Source organism: Stutzerimonas chloritidismutans (assembly GCF_038562055.1).
Lineage (GTDB): Bacteria > Pseudomonadota > Gammaproteobacteria > Pseudomonadales > Pseudomonadaceae > Stutzerimonas > Stutzerimonas chloritidismutans_A.
The window spans coordinates 92782-112035 of sequence record NZ_JBCFXD010000010.1 but is presented as its reverse complement, the minus strand read 5'-3'; the positions used below and the strand labels follow the sequence as shown (position 1 = coordinate 112035).

Here is a 19254-nt window from a genome sequence, read left to right as displayed (position 1 = left end):
CTCACTCTTTATTGACCGAATTGAGTAGAAACTTGCCGATCAGCTCTTCCAGCACCAAAGAGGACTGGGTATCGCGGATCGTATCGCCATCGCCGAGCGTTTCCTCTTCACCACCGACGCCGATGCCTACGTATTTCTCGCCGAGCAACCCGGCGGTCAGGATCGAAGCGGTTGAGTCCGTCGGCAGGATATCGACGTCTTTCTGAACCTCCAGCGTGACACGTCCTGTATAGCTTTCGCGGTCCAGATCGATGGCGGTCACCTTACCGATGGTCACGCCGGCCATGGTGACCTTGGATCGGACACTCAGACCGGCGATATTGTCGAAATAGGCATAAAGCTTGTAGGTGTCGGCACTGTCGACATTCAGTCCACTGACCCGCAGCGACAGCAACAGCAAGGCCAGAACGCCCGCCAGCAGGAACAGACCAACACCTATTTCCAGGGTGCGGATACGCATCAAAAATCTCCAAACATCAAGGCGGTCAGAATAAAGTCGAGGCCGAGCACAGCCAGCGAGGCATAGACAACGGTTCGGGTGGTGGCGCGACTGATGCCCTCGGAAGTGGGCTCGCAGTCATAGCCCTGAAACACCGCGATCCAGGTCACCACAACGGCGAACACCAGACTCTTTAGAACGCCGTTGAGCACGTCAGTGGCAAAGACAACACTGTTCTGCATGTTGGCCCAGAACGAACCTTCGTAAACTCCGAGCCAGTCCACCGCAACCATTGCCCCGCCCCAGATGCCAACCACGTTGAAAATCAGGGTGAGCAATGGCAGGGATATGAAGCCGGCCCATAGTCGTGGCGCGACGATGTACTTCAACGGATCGACACCAATCATTTCCAGGCTGGACAACTGCTCGGTGGACTTCATGTTGCCGATTTCGGCTGCCAACGCGGACCCCGCGCGGCCGGCGAACAACAGCGCCGTGACCACCGGCCCCAGCTCGCGAAGCAGTGTGAGCGCCACCATCTGCCCAACGGCCTGCTCAGAGCCATAGCTGCTGAGAATGCTATAGCCCTGAAGGGCCAGCACCATGCCGATGAATACTCCGGAGACCACCACAATCGCAAGCGAGAGCACGCCAACGGAATAGAGCTGCCGCACCAACAGCGAAAATCGATTATCCAGGCCACTGGGACCGAACAAGGCATGAAAAAGAAACAGCGTCGCACGCCCAAGTGCTGCGACCACATTCATTCCACCCTCACCTACCAGACGGATCCGTTCGATCAAGGAACGCTTACGCATCGGTGCCTCGCAACAGATCATCGGCATACGCCGGCGCCGGAAAGTGGAAAGGCACGGGACCATCCGCAGCCCCCTTCATGAACTGCCGAATCCGCGGATTGGTCGACTCGTGAAGTTCGGCCGGCGTGCCCTGCCCCAGCACCTGTGCGTCTCCCACCACATAGATGTAGTCCGCGATGCTCGCCGTTTCGGCCAGGTCGTGGGAAACGACGATGCTGGTGATCCCCAACGCGTCGGTAAGCAATCGAATCAACTGCACCAGAACGCCCATGGCGATCGGGTCCTGCCCCGCGAACGGCTCGTCGTACATCAGAATCTGTGGATCCAGCGCAATCGCGCGCGCCAACGCTACACGCCGCTTCATTCCTCCCGACAGCTCTTCCGGCATCAGCTCGACCGCGCCGCGCAAACCAACCGCCTGAAGTTTCATCAAAACAATGTCGCGAATCATCTCTTCAGGCAGCTTAGTGTGAACACGCAGCGGAAAGGCGACGTTTTCGAACACATCCAGGTCCGTGAACAAGGCGCCGCTCTGGAACAGCACGCCCATCTGCTTGCGCATGTCGAATAGCTCACGGCGCGACAGCGTCGGCAAATTGGTGCCCGCCACCCAGACCTCGCCGCGGGTCGGTTTGAGTTGGGCTGCGATCAGGCGCAGCAAGGTAGTCTTGCCGCAGCCGGAAGGGCCCATGATGGCCGTCACCTTGCCGCGGGGAATGACTATGTCGACGTTATTGAAAATGCTCCGCTCACCGCGCTTGAAGGTGACGCCCTTCAGCTCGACGGCGTTAGCGTTGGCGGCGCTCATTGGATCTCCTCGGATACAGCCTGCGAATCAGACGCCCTCCGTTCTTTCGGAGGTACTTCGCAGAGCCGTTTTTAGCGGCGCGAACTATAGCACCGCGCCATGGGCCTCCCAAGCCGGTCTCTGTATCGATGCATGAGCGAGCGCACATTTGTTCAGCTTGGGTTCAGTTACAGGCGCGACGATCAGCACGACGCTTTTCAGTGGGCGGCGCCAGGTTTGCCGCTATAATCCCGCGTTTTCATTCAGGCGATCACACAGACATGAGCCAGAGCAGCCAGCTGATCGAGACTGCCCAGCGCACCATTCGCATGGAAATTGAGGCGGTGGAGCAGCTCCGCACACGCATCGATGAACATTTTGTCAGAGCCTGCGAGCTCATCCTTCAGTGCAAGGGGCGCGTCGTCGTTGTCGGCATGGGCAAGTCAGGGCACGTCGGCAATAAGATCGCCGCTACGCTCGCCAGCACGGGGACCACTGCATTCTTTGTTCATCCGGCCGAGGCCAGCCATGGCGACATGGGCATGATCACGCATGATGACGTGGTGCTGGCCCTGTCCAATTCAGGGACCACCAGCGAAATCGTGACATTACTGCCGCTGATCAAGCGCCTGGGTATCACCCTTATCAGCATGACGGGCAATCCCGAGTCGGTGCTTGCCAAGGCAGCGGCGGTCAACATCGATGCGAGCGTCGCCATTGAGGCCTGCCCGCTGAACCTGGCACCGACTTCATCGACCACTGTCAGCCTGGTATTGGGTGACGCGCTGGCAATCGCGCTACTGGAAGCACGCGGCTTCACCGCCGAGGACTTCGCTTTTTCACACCCGGGCGGCGCATTGGGTAGACGCCTTCTGCTGAAAGTCGAGCACGTGATGCATGCTGGTGATCGCCTACCACTGATCAGCCGCGGCACATCGCTCCGCGAGGCCTTGCTGGAAATGACTCAAAAAGGCCTCGGCATGACGGCGGTTGTTGAGGCAGACGGCCGCCTGGCTGGGATCTTCACCGACGGCGACCTGCGCCGCACACTGGACAAAGGCATCGACGTTCGCCAGGCAAGCATCGATCAGGTCATGACGCCTCACGGCAAGACAGCGCATGCCGACATGCTCGCCGCCGAAGCATTGAAAATCATGGAAGACAACAAGATCAACGCGCTGGTGGTGGTTGACGAAAACGATCGACCAATCGGTGCGCTGAACATGCATGATTTGTTACGCGCAGGGGTGATGTAAGTGAACGACCTGCTACGACGTGCCCGCGACATCCGCCTGGCCATATTCGATGTGGACGGCGTGCTAACTGACGGCAAGCTGTACTTTCTTGTCGATGGCAGCGAATTCAAGACCTTCAATACCCTGGACGGCCACGGCATCAAGATGCTGATCAACTCCGGCGTACGCACCGCAATCATTAGCGGCCGCAAGACGCCTGTGGTTGAGCGCCGCGCGCAAAACCTGGGCATTCAGCACCTGTATCAGGGACGTGAAGACAAGCTGGTGGTGCTCGACGAATTGCTCGGTGAACTCGGTCTCGACTACGCTGAAGTCGCCTACCTGGGCGATGACCTGCCCGACCTCCCGGTAATTCGCCGGGTAGGCTTGGGCATGGCGGTCGCCAGTGCCGACGCGTTCGTTCGCCAGCATGCCCACGGCGTGACATCCGCCCGTGGTGGCGAGGGCGCGGCGCGAGAGTTCTGCGAACTGATCATGCGTGCCCAGGGCAGTCTCGACGCGGCTCAGGCCGCTTACCTCTAGAGGCAATTATGCTAAGCAGGCTCCGCTTCCCCGCCATTCTGCTGCTGATCGCACTGCTTCTGGTCGCGATCGGCTACTGGAATATTCGCCCTGAAAGCTTTATGCAAGAGGCGCCGATCACCCAGGGCGTAGAGTCGCCCATTGACTTCTACGTCACCAATTCACGCACGGTGCAATATCAGCCGGACGGCAAGCGCAACTATGAGCTGATTGCCGAAAAGGTGGAGCATATCAAGGCCAGCGATATCAGCTTGCTGACGCGCCCCGATCTTCGTTCCTTTCGAGGTACCGAGCTGCCGTGGCATGTTACCAGTGAACGCGGCGAGGTCGGCCCGCAAGGTAAGGAAGTCGAGCTGATCGATAACGTCAAGGTCGAACGCAACGATGCCAAAGGGCGCCCGACCATTATCACTACCAGCCGGATGACCGTCCTTCCCGAGAAGGATTATGCCGAGACCCGCCAACCCGTTAGAATCGTCGCCGCAAACGGTGTGACGACCGCTACGGGCATGAAAGCGTATCTAGACGAAGGCAGGATGCTCCTGCTATCCAACGTAAGAGGCCAGCATGAGCTGCGTTAAGACCCTCCCCCTCCTGATCGGTTTAGGCATTTTTCTACTTGGCGCGAACGCCCACGCACTTCCCGAGGATCGCAACCAGCCTATCCGTGTCCAGGCCGATACCGCCGAACTGGACGACCGGCAAGGTGTAGCCGTGTATCGCGGCGATGTGGTCATCACCCAGGGAACAATGAAGATCACAGGCGACACTGTGACCATCACTCAAAACCAGAATGGCGATGTCGAGGTGTTCACCTCCATCGGCAAACCGGCCTACTACGAACAGAAACCAGCTGCAGACAAGGAGATCGTCAAAGCTTACGGCCTGACGATTCAGTATTTTGCCGCGAACGAGCGCATCGTCCTGATCGACCAGGCCAAGGTCGTCCAGGAAGGCAACACCTTCGAAGGCGAGAAGATCGTCTATGACACCCAGCGACAGATCGTCAACGCTGGTCGCGCCACCAATACCGATGTCACCACACCCCGCCCACGCGTGGACATGGTTATCCAGCCTCGCAAGAAAGAGCCGGCAACGGAGCAGCCCGAGTAATGGCGATTCTCAAGGCCCAGCATCTAGCGAAGAGCTACAAGAGCCGTCAGGTCGTACGCGATGTCAGCTTGTCCATCGAAAGCGGGCAGATCGTCGGACTGCTGGGGCCTAATGGCGCCGGCAAAACCACTTGCTTCTACATGATCGTTGGATTGGTCAAAGCCGATCAGGGCCGTGTACTGATCGACGACCAGGATGTGACACACCTTCCCATGCATGGCCGTGCACGCTCGGGCATTGGTTACCTGCCGCAGGAAGCATCGATCTTTCGCAAGCTTTCGGTCTCTAACAACATCATGGCCATCCTGGAGACGCGTAAGGATCTTGACCGAAACGGTCGCCAACAGGCCCTGGAAGGTCTGCTGCAGGAATTTCATATCCATCACATCCGCGACAGCCTCGGCATGAGCTTGTCGGGTGGCGAACGGCGTCGCGTTGAAATCGCCCGCGCGCTAGCCACGGCGCCCAAGTTTATCCTGCTCGATGAACCCTTTGCCGGCGTTGACCCTATTTCAGTCGGCGACATCAAGCAGATCATCCATCATCTCAAGGCCAAGGGCATCGGCGTATTGATCACCGATCACAACGTCCGCGAAACTCTGGATATCTGCGAAACCGCCTATATCGTGAATGACGGCCAGTTGATCGCCGAGGGCGATGCAGAGACCATTTTGGCCAACCAGCTGGTGAAGGAAGTCTATTTGGGACACGAATTCCGACTTTGATAGCGGTTTTTTCTGCTCGACGCACCGACAGGGCTAGGCAAAGGCTTTGTTGCCAGGCATATAATTTGCTTACATCGGCGCGCGGCGCCAGCGAAATCGGAACAGGCGCGGTTGCGCCGGCAAACAAGGTTCGAAGTCCTCTGCCATGAAACCATCGCTAGTCCTGAAGATGGGCCAGCAGCTGACGATGACACCGCAGCTGCAACAAGCCATACGATTGCTCCAGCTATCCACACTCGATCTTCAGCAGGAGATTCAGGAGGCGCTGGACTCCAACCCCATGCTCGAGCGCGAAGAAGACGGAGAAGATTTCGATAGCTCCGACCCGATGGCCGAGTCGGTCGAAAAGAAAAGCGAAAGTCCGACAACCGACTCGCCCGAGCACAGCGAGCCGGACAATCATTACGAGGAACCCATCAACACGGTGGAGAATCTCGAGGACGGCGATTGGGGCGACCGCATTCCCAACGAGCTTCCGGTTGACACTGCCTGGGAAGACATCTACCAGACCAGCGCCAGCAGCCTGCCGAGCAACGATGATGATGAATGGGATTTCACCACCCGCACATCATCAGGGGAAAGCCTGCAAAGCCACTTGCTCTGGCAGCTCAACCTCGCGCCGATGAGCGACACCGACCGCCTCATCGCAGCCACCTTGATCGACTGCATCAACCCTCAAGGTTATCTCGACGAAACGCTCGAGGAAGTCCTCGAGTCGTTTGACCCTGAGCTTGAAATCGAACTCGATGAGATCGAAGTGGTGCTGCGCCGCATCCAGCAGTTCGAGCCTGCCGGCATCGGCGCGCGCGACTTGCGCGAATGCCTGCTGCTGCAGCTTCGCCAGCTCCCCGAGCGCACCGACTGGTTAAGCGAAGCGATGCGATTGGTCAGCGATCACCTGGATATTCTCGGGGCGCGCGACTACAGCCTGCTGATGCGTCGCATGAAGCTCAAAGAAGACGAGCTACGCCAGATCATCGACTTGATCCAGACACTCAACCCGCGCCCGGGCTCGCAGATCGAAGCCGGCGAGCCTGAGTATGTCGTGCCTGACGTAATCGTACGCAAGCACAATGGCCGCTGGTTGGTCGAACTGAATCAGGAGGCGATGCCGCGCCTGCGGGTGAACGCTCAGTATGCCGGATTCGTCAAACGTGCCGACTCAAGCGCTGACAACACCTTCATGCGCAACCAGCTTCAAGAAGCCCGCTGGTTCATCAAAAGCCTGCTCAGCCGTAACGAAACGCTGATGAAAGTGGCCACCCAGATCGTCGAACACCAGCGAGGCTTTTTCGAGCATGGCGACGAAGCCATGAAACCACTCGTGTTGCACGACATCGCCGAGGCGGTGGGCATGCATGAGTCGACGATCTCACGGGTCACCACGCAGAAGTTCATGCACACGCCCCGCGGCATCTACGAACTCAAATACTTCTTCTCGAGCCATGTAAGCACTGCTGAAGGCGGAGAGTGCTCGTCCACCGCCATTCGCGCAATCATCAAGAAACTGGTGGCCGCGGAAAACCAGAAAAAGCCGTTGAGCGACAGCAAGATCGCTGGTCTACTGGAGGCACAAGGGATTCAAGTCGCGCGCCGCACCGTAGCCAAGTACCGCGAGTCACTCGGAATCGCCCCCTCAAGCGAGCGCAAGCGGTTGATGTAACACCAGGCGACCTGGTGGATTTGTTCCGGCGACGGGTGTTCAGCCCGTCAATTCGCACGTGGCAATAGGAGATGCAGTATGCAAGTCAACATCACTGGCCTTCACCTTGAAATCACTGAAGCCCTGCGTGACTACGTCGAGGAGAAATTCGAGCGGATAGAACGCCATTTCGACCGCATCATTGCCGTACAAGTCATCCTTCAAGTCGAAAAGCTCAGGCAAAAGGCCGAGGCCACGCTGCACGTAGCGGGGCGAGAGGTGGTTGCCAATGCCGAGCATGAGGATATGTACGCAGCCATCGACTTGCTTGCCGACAAACTCGATCGGCAACTGATCAAACATAAAGAAAAGCAGCTCGACCACCATCAGGGCGCCCTGGCTCGCTGACCCATCATGATCCGTATTGAAAACATACTGACCCCCGGACGCGCCCTGGTTGGCGTTCCGGGCGGCAGCAAAAAGCGCGTTCTGGAACAGATTGCCAAGGTTCTCGGCGCGGACCTGCCCGATATCGATAGCCAAGCTATTTTCGAAAGCTTCATCGCCCGGGAAAAACTTGGCTCCACAGGCTTCGGCAACGGCATCGCAATACCGCACTGCCGTATGCCCGGCTGCACATCACCGCTAAGTGCAGTGCTAAAGCTCGATACACCGGTGGACTTCGACGCCATTGACGGCGCGCCTGTCGACCTCTTGTTTGTATTGTTGGTGCCGGAGGCAGCAACCGACGAACACCTTGAGCTGCTTCGTCTGATTGCCAGCATGCTAGACCGCGAGGAAGTCCGTGACCGGCTGCGCCGGGCCACGTCGGATCATGAGCTGTACCAGACCGTGGTCGACATCCAGAACGGTCACTAGGGGCAGAGACCTCCGTCGCCCAACGCTGAGTGAGGAAAGAGACGTGCCCCCTATCTGCCTGCACACAATCTGCTGCGGCTACGCACAGCAATCTTCTCGTGGCCGAGCTTGGCCCTTCGGCGCCGCTCGATGCGCCTGATCATCGTCAGTGGGCGCTCTGGGTCCGGCAAGAGCACTGCCCTGGACGTACTTGAGGACAATGGTTTCTACTGCATCGACAACCTTCCCGCCGGCCTTCTTCCAGAGCTGGCGGAAAGGGCCCTGTTGCACACAGAGTTGCTGCAGCCCCAAGTCGCAGTGTCGATCGATGCGCGCAACCTGCCGAGTCAGCTAAAACGCTTCCCCGAGCTGCTCGAGGACGTCCGTGCCCGCTACATCCAATGCGATGTGCTTTATCTCGATGCGGCGGACGAGACGCTGCTGAAACGCTTTTCGGAGACGCGTCGGCGGCATCCGCTGACCAACCAGAACCGCTCCCTGGCCGAAGCCATCCGTGACGAAGAATTGCTTCTAGCGCCCATCATTGATCACGCCGACCTGAAGATCGACACCACACACCTTAATCTCTATCAGCTACGAGACACGCTGAAGCTGCGCCTGCTGAACAAGCCTGAACCGGGTACCGCTTTTCTCTTCGAGTCCTTCGGTTTCAAGCGAGGCATGCCAGTCGATGCCGACTTGGTGTTCGATGTGCGCTGTTTGCCTAACCCTTACTGGAAAGCTGATCTGCGCGATTTTTCCGGGCTGGACCAGCCCGTGATCGAATATCTCGCCGGGCAAGCGGACGTAGAGGAAATGTTTCAGGACATCCTGGCCTACCTGAGCAAATGGCTTCCGCGCTTCGCTGCCAGCAACCGCGCCTATGTCACCGTCGCCATTGGCTGTACGGGTGGGCACCACCGCTCGGTGTATCTGGCCGATCGGCTGGGCCAAGCGCTGCGCGAACCTCTGAAGAACGTCCAGGTCCGCCATCGCGACCTGGCTTAGGAATCCACATGCCTTCGTGCGAAGTTACCATCATCAACAAGCTCGGCCTGCATGCCCGAGCGGCAGCGAAATTTGTCGGAGTCGCCAATCAGTTTCCCTGTGACATCCGTGTCGGCCGCAGCCCTGCAAGCAGGGTCGACGGGAAAAGCATCATGGCCGTCATGATGCTGGCCGCCAGCAAGGGCACCACGCTGCAACTGCACACCCAGGGCGATCAGGAACACGAAGCGCTTGCAGCGCTGATCGCCCTGATCGAAGACTATTTCGAGGAAGGCGAATAGCGCTGCAACCGCGGCCGATACTTCAGGCCTGATATCGCCAGCGTCTCCAGATCTTTTTTATCTGGCTGTGGCTTGCAGCTGATTGCTACTGCCCCGCCACCTTCATTCGCTCGATCAGTACCGATCCGGTGTGAATGCTGCTGCGCCGCTCAACATCACGACCTACTGCAATGATCTGGCGGAACATGTCTCGCAGGTTGCCGGCTATGGTGACTTCCTGCACTGGAAACTGGATTTCGCCGTTCTCAACCCAGAAACCGCCGGCACCACGCGAATAATCCCCCGTCACCAGATTCAAGCCCTGTCCCATCAACTCGGTAACCAACAGCCCACGGCCCATACGACGGATAAGTTCAGCCTGGTCCTCATTTCCCTGAGTAACGAACAGGTTGTGCACCCCGCCCGCATTAGCGGTGCTAGGCATGCCCAGCTTGCGACCTGAATAGGTGCCCAGCACATAGGAGACCAGCTGGCCATTCTCGACAAACGGCTTGGCATAGGTCGCCAAGCCGTCGCTGTCATACGCCGAACTGGCCAGACCACGCGGCAGATGCGGTCGCTCGTCCAGATTGAGCCATTCAGGAAACAACACCTCCCCCAAGGCGCCTTCCAAATAGGATGACTGCCGATAGAGATTGCCTCCGGAAATCGCCGCAAGAAAGTGCCCGAACAGCCCCGTAGCGAGCTCCGCAGAAAACAGCACCGGCACATCGCAGGTCGGTACGGGACGCGCGCCCAAGCGGCGAACGGCACGCTCGGCAGCACGCCGGCCAATCGACTCCGCAGAGGCCAAGTCACCTGCTACGCGGGAGACATCGTAGTGATAATCCCGCTGCATCTGCCCGTCGGATTCAGCGATCATCACGCAGCTGAGGCTGTGACGCGAACTGCAGTAAGCCCCGATGAAGCCATTGCTGTTGCCGTAACCGCGGCAGCCCTGGTGCGTACTCAGGCTGGTACCGTCGGCATTGAGAATGCGCTTGTCCGTGGCGAAGGCCGACGCCTCACAGCTGAGCGCGAGTTCGATCGCTTGGTCGGGAGTGATCTGCCAGGGATGATAGAGGTCCAGATCTGGCACCTCTTTAGCCATCAGTGCCGGATCGGCGAGCCCGGCAAATTCGTCGGCAGACGCATGCTTGGCAATCGCCAGCGCGGCCGCCACGGTTTCGCGTACCGCTTCGTCACCGCTGCCGGTGGTGCTTGCCGACCCTTTGCGCTGCCCGACGTAGAGGGTGATACCGAAGCCCTGGTCGCGATTGAATTCGACCGTTTCCACCTCACGTTGACGGACCGTCGTTGACAGGCCCTGCTCCATCGAGACGGACACTTCACAGGCACTGGCCCCTTGTCGGCTGGCCTCTTCTAGGATCTTTGCGACCTTTTCACGCAAACCGGGCAACGCGTGCGGACCGATACCCTCGACTTCACTCATACATACTCCAACACTGATTCGATCAAGTTACAGCCAGCGGTGCTCGGCTGAGCTCCGTCGCCAGGCTGCTGTTATCATGGCGGCATTAACTACTGGACCAGCCCCATGTCTGATATTTCCGATCTCGACGGTTTCGAGGAAAAAAGCAAAACCCAGGTCAAACGCGAATTGCATGCTCTCCAGGACCTGGGTGAACGTCTTACTAGCCTCAAACCCGATGTGCTAGACCGGCTGCCTCTCACCGACGCACTGCGCAAGGCGCTCGCTGATGCGCCAAAACACACTGCGCACATTGCCCGCAAACGCCACCTGCAATACATCGGCAAGCTGATGCGCGATCAGGATGTCGACGCCATCCTCGCCTTGGTTGACCAACTGGATGCCTCGACCCGCCAGTACAACGAGCGCTTCCACGCCCTAGAGCGGTGGCGCGACCGTTTGATCGCAGGCAATGACGAGACCCTAGAAGCCTTCGTCAACGAATATCCCGAAACCGACCGTCAGCACCTGCGTGGCCTCATCCGTCATGCCCAGCACGAAGCGGCGCGAAACAAGCCGCCGGCGGCCAGCCGCAAGATTTTCAAATACATCCGCGAGCTGGACGAAACCCAACGAGGTTTGCGATAACCAATGACACAGGTCTGCTCGCGTCCAGCACAGCGCTTTTAGGCCCCGGTTCCTCCGACTGTGATCCCATCGATTTTCACGGTCGGCTGGCCGACACCGACGGGCACAGACTGGCCGTCTTTTCCACAGGTACCGACGCCGCTGTCCAGCGCCAGATCGTTACCCACCATTGAAACCCTGTTCATGACCTCTGGTCCGTTGCCGATCAGCGTCGCGCCTTTCACCGGCGCGGTGATCTTGCCGTCCTCGATCAGGTACGCTTCGCTGGTCGAAAACACGAACTTGCCGCTGGTGATGTCCACCTGCCCGCCGCCAAGACTCGCGCAGTAGATACCCTTCTTGACCGAGCGGATGATCTCCTCGGGGTCGCTTTCGCCCGCCAGCATGTAGGTGTTGGTCATCCGCGGCATGGGCAGATGCGCATAGGACTCGCGCCGCCCGTTTCCGGTAGGGGCAACCCCCATCAAGCGCGCGTTAAGCTTGTCCTGGATATAGCCCTTGAGTATTCCGTTCTCGATCAGCGTGGTGCACTGGGTCGGCGTGCCTTCATCGTCGACGCTCAGCGAGCCACGACGATTGGCCAGCGTGCCGTCATCGACGATGGTGCACAGCTTGGACGCAACCTGCTGGCCCATTCGGCCGCTATAAGCCGAACTGCCCTTGCGATTGAAGTCGCCTTCCAGCCCATGTCCGACCGCCTCGTGCAGCAAGACCCCGGACCAGCCGGGTGCCAACACTACAGGCAGTGTGCCGGCCGGCGCGGCAATGGCTTCCAGATTCACCAGTGCCTGACGCAGGGCCTCACGGGCATAACCCATCGCCCTATCCTCACTGAGGAAATATTCATAGCCGGTACGCCCACCACCGCCCTGGCCGCCGCGTTCGCGACGTCCGTTCTGCTCGACGATGACGCTGACATTGAAGCGCACCAAGGGGCGTATATCGGCTGCCATACCGCCGTCCAGACCGGCCACAAGAATATGCTCCCAGACACCCGCCAGGCTTACCGTGACCTGCTTGATACGCGGGTCCAGCGCACGAGTGGCAACATCGATCCGCTTGAGCAGCTCGACCTTCTCCGCCCGGCCAAGCCCGTCTAGCGGATTTTCCTGGCTATACAGCGGTGAAAAAGCAGCTTTGGATAGAACCTTCACTCGCCCCTGCTGGCCGCTTCTGGCGATGGAGCGCGCCGCCTCGGCGGCCTGCCGTAGTGCTTCAGCGGTGATGGCGTTGCTGTAGGCGAAACCGGTCTTCTCACCGGAGAGCGCGCGAACCCCCACGCCCTGCTCGAGGTGGAAGCCTCCCTCTTTCACAATCCCGTCTTCCAGCACCCAGGACTCGGTCACCTGGTCCTGGAAATACAGGTCGGCGGCGTCGATCCCGGGGCCCGCCAACTCACTAAGCAACTCGGGCAGATCATCGAGACCCAGCCCGCCGGGGGTCAGCAAACGCTCGGTGACAGGTAACAACAGTTCACTCATATCTACTCCAAAGTCCCCGAAACGATGCGGGGCGCGGTAAAACGACGATGATCCAGCACCGGCATACGTTGGCGCGCCGCCGTCTGCTCGGCCGTGTCTCGCCTGACGACCAACGCCGCCTCGCCGATTGTCTGCTCGCTTAGCACGCGCCCCCAGTAATCTACGATAGACGAATGGCCGTGGGTCAACCGTCCGCCAGGGTGTTCGCCACCCTGCGCCGCCGCCAGCATATAGCATTGCGTCTCGATAGCCCGCGCGCGTAACAACATCTCCCAATGCGCCTCGCCTGTCACAGACGTAAAGGCCGACGGGACACTAATCAATTCGGCTCCGGCAAGACGCAGGGCCGTATACAACTCAGCGAAACGCAGGTCGTAACAGACGCTCATGCCCAGCCGACCGACCGGCGTATCAACCACAACCAGACGATCGCCCGCCGCGTAATCATCCGACTCCCTGTAGCGACCACGCGCATCGCTGACGTGCGCGTCGAATAGATGCAGTTTGTCGTAGCGCGCCACCCGCTGCCCCTGATCATCAACGAGCAAAGAGCAGGCCCTGACCTTTGAACGCGGCTGCCCATCGGCCGGCAACGGCAAGGTGCCGGCCACTATCCATAACCTGAGGTCTATCGCCGCCTGTTTCAACCATGGGAGTATCGGCCCCTCGCGCTCGGCTTCGGCACGCCCGACCGCTGGCAGATCGGCGCGGCCCATGGCCGCGAAGTTTTCCGGTAGCACCGCAAGCTGCGCCCCCGCTTCAGCGGCGCTCTCCAAAAGGCGCCTGGCGTTGGCGAGATTCACCTGGATGTCGGCCTGGCTGGCCATCTGAATAACCGCTAGGGTCATGTTAGGTGCTCACTTGGGCGCGGCGCCCGACTGCCGGAACGAGGCTCAGTTGGGCTTTTCAAAAGGTTTGTCAAAGGTGATTTTTGGCGACTTCCACGGCCCCACGACGTTGTATTGAACCGTCGCAAAACGCGCGACCTTATCGCCGAGCAATTTATCGACCACAAACAGCGCGCCGCCGATGGCTGGCGCGCCGACAATCAGCGCGGCCAACGGCAGATTGTTGCTGACTGGGAGTGTCACCAGCAGCTTGGCGTCGATGCGATCCTCGACGAGGTCCAACCGACCGTCCAGCTCCAGGTTGCTGGACGGCCCGTCGACCGTCAGCGGCTCAGCCGTCACGTAAACGCCCTCTGTCGCACGCAAATCGGCCTTGATCCGGTCATAACTCAACCCCTTGCTGAACAGATCGGAAAAATCCAGCCGCAGCCGCCGACCAATCGAGTCGAAGTTCAGCAGTCCAAATATCCGCAGCGCCTGCGCGCCTCCATCCACCTCCCTGAGCTGACCTTTACGCAACCGCGCGTCAAGCCGGCCGGAGAATCGATTCAAGGCGAAGAAGGCCGGTGAGCCGGACCAGCCCCCGTCCACTTCCAACCTGAAGTCCTCGCTGGTAGTCGAAGGAGCAAAACCCCAGGCCTGCAGCACGTCGGCCAGATTGCCACCCTCAAGCCGCCCCTTGTAAGTGGTCGTTGCGCCGCCCCATCCGCCGCTCCCCGTGAGCTTGATCCCCTTAAGATCCAGGTCGAGGTCCTGAAATGAGACGCCCTCAGCGCTGGGGCGCATTTTCAATGCACCCGCGCCCAACAGTTCATTACCCAGAAACAACCCCTCTACCGAGATATCCACTGCTGGTAGATCTTTTGGATCGACGCCGGCCAGAAGATCCTGCTGCGATGCGCCATCTTTCTTCGGTTCGGCTGCGGGAAAGCGCAAGTGCGAAAGGTTCAGCACGATCGGCCTGTCCTCGGTATCTGGCAAGCGGACGTTCCCAGCCACGGTCTCACTCTGCAAGCCAAGCAGCCACGCCGTAGAACGACGCCGCAAGTCGACATGAAGATTGTCGACTTCTGTACCGAATCCGGAAAACACGCCTATCTCGAGTTGGACTCGTCTTAACATCGAGCTACCTGGGTTTGTCGCTGCGCCCGCATATTGATCGCCCAACGCCTGCCACTCGCTGAGATCAAACCGCGGCACGCTGCCACGCACGTAGAATCCCTGGTCGGTGCGCAGGTTCGCTGGGGCGCCACCGAGCACCAGCTCGCCGCCCCCCTCGCGCCAGTTTTCGCCTGGCGCAACAAAGGTGAGGGCTGCGAGGGCGTCATACCGAAGCGTATAGCGCTGTCGCTCACCGCCAAAGGTCATTCGCAATGTGGTATCGCGCCGATCCCCTGCCGGTTTACCGAAGGGTGCAGGCAACGCCAGAGAGGTTCCCAATAGCGAGGAATCAACCTGCAGATGATTGTCAGCGCTGCTCAGAAAGAGACTCAACCGGACAGGGACTTGCCCAGACGCGGGAACGGGCTGCTCGATTTTTCGCCAGGCCAGCAGGGGCGAAACACCTAAGGTTCCTGCCGCTTCGATTCGAGTGGATGGGACGCCCCGCTCTCCAGTCGCCGTCGCCCGGCCCTTGATCGCGCTGCCCAGTGCACGTCCGATGAACGCCGGTGCACTGAACCCACGCTCGCTTTCATAACGAAAGGCACCCTCTAACGCGTCCACCTTCAGATTCGCCTGTGCAATGAACAGCGAGGCATCGGCGGTAGTGAACTCGGCATCAACCTCAGGCCGCCCGCCTTTGCTCAGCGGAATCCCGAGCCTGAGCCTACCACTCAGCGACCCATCGCCTCGCCAGTCGGCGAATAACCCGTTCGTGCCGATGGGCGCGACCTGCATCAGGGTCAACGCATCCCGAACATAGCCGTCCACCTGCCCATCGATATCCAGCCTAGGTGGCTGGCCGTCGTGGTTGCGGAGGATTTCAGCCGTGGCGTCGTGCACGCGACTGTCGAGCATCCGGGCTTCGGCGAGGCGCACGCGTACGCCGCTGTTCTCGATAAGCACCTCTCCGCGCCCTTCACGCAACACCGGCCACCCGGGCTGAAACGCCAGCTCGGCGTCTTTCACCTTGAAATACAGACTCAGGCTGCGCGCTGTGGCAGCCGCTCCAGCAGCCAGCGCCCCCTGATACTCGAAATAGCCCTGCTCAACGGTGCCACCGCGAATTGCCGTATTGAGCCATTCGGTCAAAGCCGGGCTTAGCGCCGGCGAACGTGTCGGCAAATACTTTCCGGTGAAGCGCGCATCCCCGTTAGAGAGCCCAACACGCAGGTCCATATAATCTTCTGCCGCGCGATCGCGCATCAGACGTATCAGGAAATCGCCGGCTATATCGCCTTCGTCGCCCTCCACCTGCAAGTAAGGAGCAGCCAGGGTGACCGCCTCACCATCAAGGGACCAACGAAAGGTCCCACGGGCACGCCGGTAGTCCCAAGGACGTGGAAACAGCTTGGCCAGGTGCAGCTCGAAATTACGGTTGTCGAAACGCAGCTCTCCACCGCCTAGATCGCCCCGTACCGCGCCGCTCACATTGCGTATCGCCGGGACCCATTGATGCGCAGCGATACTGATCGCATCGAGATTGGCAGTGAAAGCCAGACGCTCGTCGCCGTCGAGCGCAGGCCGGTAGTCGAGCTGCAGATTGCGCAGTGTTCCGCTTGGCTCAAGACCACGCAAATACTCATCGGCCCGCTCAGGCAGCGGCATCATTGCAAGGATCAGCTCAGCCACCGGGGCAACAGCGATGCGGTCGGCCAGCAGATGCCAGCTCTCTTCGGCCATGTCCTGCTTGGCAACCAGCGTCGTATCACGCCAGCGGTTTTCCTCAAAGGTAAAAGCCAACCCGTCGAGCTGGAGCCGATAGCCATCGCTCGCGCGATCAAGGAAGGCGTTGACCACCAGATCATTCACCTGAACCGGATCACGGGACAGCCGACCCAGCCGCGTAGCCGGTGCATTTAGCCGAGCCACCGCCCGGGACAAGCCGCGGTCGCGCCACTCGAACCACATCTCGCCACCCGCTTGGAGTTGTCCGAGGTTCCAGCTGCCCGTCAGACTGGCCGGCAACCAGGTGGCCCAATCACTTTGCGGTAGGCTGAGGTACAGTTCTGCCTTGCTGCCCAGCCAGTCGTTCGGCTGAGCCTGCGCCTCGGCATGCAAGCTCAGGGGCTGACCGTCGGGCAGCAAAAGGCGACCATCCAACCACAGACGCTGCCCCTGGGTTCGCAACTGAAGGTTGGCATAGGTCAAGGTCATCGGCGCTTGATCGCGAGCCTCGACGGTAACTTGGCTGTCCAGCAACCGCAGCCGCCCGATGCTTTGTAACCGGGTGACCAGCCTCTGTATATCCAGCGGCTGGTCGCCGCGGTCTGGGAGCCCATCGACTCGCCATTGACCGTCAGAGGCTTGCACCAGACCGAGGTGAAGGCCGGCAAATTCCACGGTATCCAGCTTCAGCTGTCGCGCCACAAGACTGCCTGAAACGTCAGGGACCAGCGCCAAGCGATCCAGCCTTACCGCCCCCTCGCCCACACCAAGCATCACGTTGCGCGCGACCAGCTGCGGAGATAAACCCTGCCAACGGCCTTCCAGCTCGCCGAGCGTAACCGGCATATTGAGCAAGTCGCGAGCGGCGTTCTGTACCTCGAGGCGATATTCAGCCGCCAGCGGCACCAGCTGCCGGCCAAGGCTCACATAGAGCGCAAGCAAAATCAGGCCCATTGCACCCAGCCAGAGACTGCGGCGCAATGCGGCGAGTACGAAAGCCAAGAGCCGACTCATACGAAAACGCCCCACACACCTACGCCCGAACGGTCAGGCTTGCCTCTAATCAGAGCAGCACCACGTCGTACTGTTCCTGGGAATACATGGTCTCGACCTGGAATTTGATCGAGCGCCCGATGAAGCTTTCAAGGTCGGCAACGTTGCCCGATTCCTCATCGAGCAGCCTGTCGATAACCTTCTGGTTCGCCAGCACCCGATAACCTTCGGGCTGGTAGGCACGGGCCTCGCGCAGAATTTCGCGGAAGATCTCGTAGCAGACAGTTTCCGGCGTTTTCAGCTTGCCCCGCCCCTGGCAACACATGCACGGCTCGCACAGCACCTGCTCAAGACTTTCGCGGGTGCGCTTGCGGGTCATCTGCACCAGTCCAAGCTCGGTGATGCCGATGATGTTGGTCTTGGCGTGATCCCGCTCCAGCTGCTTTTCCAGCGTTCGTAGCACCTGGCGTCGATGCTCCTCGTCTTCCATGTCGATGAAGTCGATGATGATGATTCCGCCGATATTACGCAGGCGTAGCTGACGTGCAATCGCTGTCGCGGACTCGAGATTAGTCTTGAAAATGGTTTCTTCGAGGGTCCGATGACCGACAAAGGCGCCGGTGTTGACGTCGATGGTGGTCATCGCTTCGGCCGGGTCGATGATCAGATAACCGCCGGACTTGAGCATGACCTTGCGCTCGAGCGCCTTCTGAATTTCGTCCTCCACGCTGTACAGGTCGAAGATTGGCCGCTCGCCGGGGTAGTGCTCGAGGTGCTCACCAAGCTCGGGCATGAGCTCGCCGACGAACTGGCTGACTTTCTGAAAGTTCTCGCGCGAGTCGATGCGAATCTTCTCGATACGTGGATTGACCAGATCCCGCAGGGTCCGCATGGCCAGCGACAGGTCTTCATAGATAACCGAAGGCGCCCCGGCGGTTTTCATTTGCCCGTCGATCTGTTCCCACAGGCGGCGCAAGTAGCGGATGTCCATCAATATCTCGTCGCTGCCGGCCCCCTCCGCTGCAGTACGCAGAATGAAACCTCCGGTTTCCTTGATGCCCTCGGCCGCCACGCACTCAGCGACTACCTGCTTGAGGCGATCACGTTCGGCTTCGTCCTCGATACGCAGGGAAATTCCCACATGGCTGGTCTTGGGCATGTACACGAGATAGCGCGAAGGGATCGACAACTGGGTCGTCAGCCGTGCGCCCTTGGTGCCGATCGGGTCCTTGGTGACTTGCACGACCAGCGCCTGCCCGTCATGAACCAGGGCGCTGATAGGTTCGACAGCGTTACCCTCACGACTGGAAATCTCCGAAGCGTGGATGAAGGCCGCACGCTCCAGCCCGATATCGACGAAAGCCGCCTGCATGCCAGGCAGTACGCGCACTACCTTGCCTTTGTAGATGTTGCCAACAATGCCCCGGCGCTGGGTGCGCTCGACATGCACCTCCTGCAGGACACCGTTTTCCACCACCGCCACCCGTGACTCCATGGGGGTGATGTTCATCAGGATTTCTTCGCTCATTATTGTTCTCGGCCGATGGCGGTGGGTATAACAGCCGAAGCTGACCAGTTGCCTCGATTCTAACGGC

The 19254-nt window shown here is 59.7% G+C and carries 19 protein-coding genes; 11 read left to right on the top strand and 8 right to left on the bottom strand.

Going from position 1 to position 19254, the window contains the following annotated elements; all coding sequences use genetic code 11:
• Position 1 precedes the first annotated feature (1 nt).
• The 3 genes from mlaD to AAGW23_RS15755 are packed head-to-tail and all read right to left on the bottom strand — an operon-like array spanning position 2 to position 2065.
• On the bottom strand, positions 2–460 hold the full coding sequence (gene mlaD, locus AAGW23_RS15765; RefSeq protein WP_342407312.1) for an outer membrane lipid asymmetry maintenance protein MlaD: 459 nt from the start codon (positions 458–460) through the stop codon (positions 2–4).
• Positions 460–1257, bottom strand: a complete 798-nt coding sequence (gene mlaE / locus AAGW23_RS15760; RefSeq protein WP_342407311.1) for a lipid asymmetry maintenance ABC transporter permease subunit MlaE — start codon at positions 1255–1257, stop codon at positions 460–462. Before mlaE ends, mlaD begins: the two co-directional genes overlap by 1 nt.
• Positions 1250–2065 (bottom strand): ATP-binding cassette domain-containing protein, encoded by an 816-nt coding sequence (locus AAGW23_RS15755; protein ID WP_342407310.1) that lies wholly within the window; start codon positions 2063–2065, stop codon positions 1250–1252. Before AAGW23_RS15755 ends, mlaE begins: the two co-directional genes overlap by 8 nt.
• A 260-nt stretch (positions 2066–2325) precedes the next feature.
• Here AAGW23_RS15755 and AAGW23_RS15750 point away from each other — a divergent pair, with 260 nt between their 5' ends.
• The 10 genes from AAGW23_RS15750 to AAGW23_RS15705 all read left to right on the top strand — a co-directional run bounded on the left by AAGW23_RS15750 (position 2326) and on the right by AAGW23_RS15705 (position 9449).
• Positions 2326–3300, top strand: a complete 975-nt coding sequence (locus tag AAGW23_RS15750) for a KpsF/GutQ family sugar-phosphate isomerase (protein WP_342407309.1) — start codon at positions 2326–2328, stop codon at positions 3298–3300.
• Complete coding sequence (locus AAGW23_RS15745) at positions 3301–3822, top strand: HAD family hydrolase (RefSeq protein WP_342407308.1); 522 nt, start codon at positions 3301–3303, stop codon at positions 3820–3822.
• Between the two features lie 8 nt (positions 3823–3830).
• A complete protein-coding gene (gene lptC, locus AAGW23_RS15740) occupies positions 3831–4403 on the top strand; it encodes an LPS export ABC transporter periplasmic protein LptC (protein ID WP_342407307.1) in 573 nt (190 codons plus the stop codon).
• Complete coding sequence (gene lptA, locus AAGW23_RS15735) at positions 4390–4935, top strand: lipopolysaccharide transport periplasmic protein LptA (protein ID WP_342407306.1); 546 nt, start codon at positions 4390–4392, stop codon at positions 4933–4935. Before lptC ends, lptA begins: the two co-directional genes overlap by 14 nt.
• Complete coding sequence (gene lptB / locus AAGW23_RS15730) at positions 4935–5660, top strand: LPS export ABC transporter ATP-binding protein (RefSeq protein ID WP_342407305.1); 726 nt, start codon at positions 4935–4937, stop codon at positions 5658–5660. The genes lptA and lptB overlap by 1 nt, the downstream gene beginning before the upstream one ends.
• 145 nt (positions 5661–5805) lie before the next feature.
• Positions 5806–7323 (top strand): RNA polymerase factor sigma-54, encoded by a 1518-nt coding sequence (locus AAGW23_RS15725; RefSeq protein WP_342407304.1) that lies wholly within the window; start codon positions 5806–5808, stop codon positions 7321–7323.
• Positions 7324–7401: 78 nt separating this feature from the next.
• Entirely contained in the window at positions 7402–7710 is a 309-nt protein-coding gene (gene hpf, locus AAGW23_RS15720; protein ID WP_102836882.1) for a ribosome hibernation-promoting factor, HPF/YfiA family, read from the top strand.
• A 6-nt stretch (positions 7711–7716) separates the two neighbouring features.
• Positions 7717–8181 carry a PTS IIA-like nitrogen regulatory protein PtsN gene (ptsN, locus tag AAGW23_RS15715; RefSeq protein ID WP_342407303.1) on the top strand — a complete coding sequence of 155 codons (465 nt, stop codon included), beginning with the start codon at positions 7717–7719 and terminating at the stop codon, positions 8179–8181.
• A 129-nt stretch (positions 8182–8310) separates the two neighbouring features.
• Positions 8311–9168 (top strand): RNase adapter RapZ, encoded by an 858-nt coding sequence (rapZ, locus tag AAGW23_RS15710; protein WP_342407302.1) that lies wholly within the window; start codon positions 8311–8313, stop codon positions 9166–9168.
• A gap of 8 nt (positions 9169–9176) precedes the next feature.
• Complete coding sequence (locus tag AAGW23_RS15705; protein ID WP_342407301.1) at positions 9177–9449, top strand: HPr family phosphocarrier protein; 273 nt, start codon at positions 9177–9179, stop codon at positions 9447–9449.
• Positions 9450–9534: 85 nt separating this feature from the next.
• Here AAGW23_RS15705 and pmbA read toward each other — a convergent pair whose 3' ends face one another.
• The gene (gene pmbA / locus AAGW23_RS15700) at positions 9535–10881 is read right to left on the bottom strand and encodes a metalloprotease PmbA (RefSeq protein WP_342407300.1); all 1347 of its coding nucleotides are present in this window, start codon (positions 10879–10881) and stop codon (positions 9535–9537) included.
• Between the two features lie 105 nt (positions 10882–10986).
• Between pmbA and yjgA the strand changes: the two genes are divergently transcribed.
• Positions 10987–11508 carry a ribosome biogenesis factor YjgA gene (yjgA, locus tag AAGW23_RS15695; protein ID WP_342407299.1) on the top strand — a complete coding sequence of 174 codons (522 nt, stop codon included), beginning with the start codon at positions 10987–10989 and terminating at the stop codon, positions 11506–11508.
• A gap of 38 nt (positions 11509–11546) precedes the next feature.
• On the opposite strand, the gene tldD is transcribed toward yjgA, so the two are convergent.
• From tldD to rng, 4 genes are read right to left on the bottom strand one after another with little or no spacing between them, the layout of a single operon-like run.
• Complete coding sequence (gene tldD / locus AAGW23_RS15690) at positions 11547–12989, bottom strand: metalloprotease TldD (RefSeq protein ID WP_342407298.1); 1443 nt, start codon at positions 12987–12989, stop codon at positions 11547–11549.
• Between the two features lie 2 nt (positions 12990–12991).
• Positions 12992–13837, bottom strand: a complete 846-nt coding sequence (locus AAGW23_RS15685) for a carbon-nitrogen hydrolase family protein (RefSeq protein ID WP_342407297.1) — start codon at positions 13835–13837, stop codon at positions 12992–12994.
• 45 nt (positions 13838–13882) lie between these two features.
• A complete protein-coding gene (locus AAGW23_RS15680; protein ID WP_342407296.1) occupies positions 13883–17680 on the bottom strand; it encodes a YhdP family protein in 3798 nt (1265 codons plus the stop codon).
• Between the two features lie 49 nt (positions 17681–17729).
• Complete coding sequence (gene rng, locus AAGW23_RS15675; protein WP_342407295.1) at positions 17730–19187, bottom strand: ribonuclease G; 1458 nt, start codon at positions 19185–19187, stop codon at positions 17730–17732.
• Positions 19188–19254: the final 67 nt, after the last annotated feature.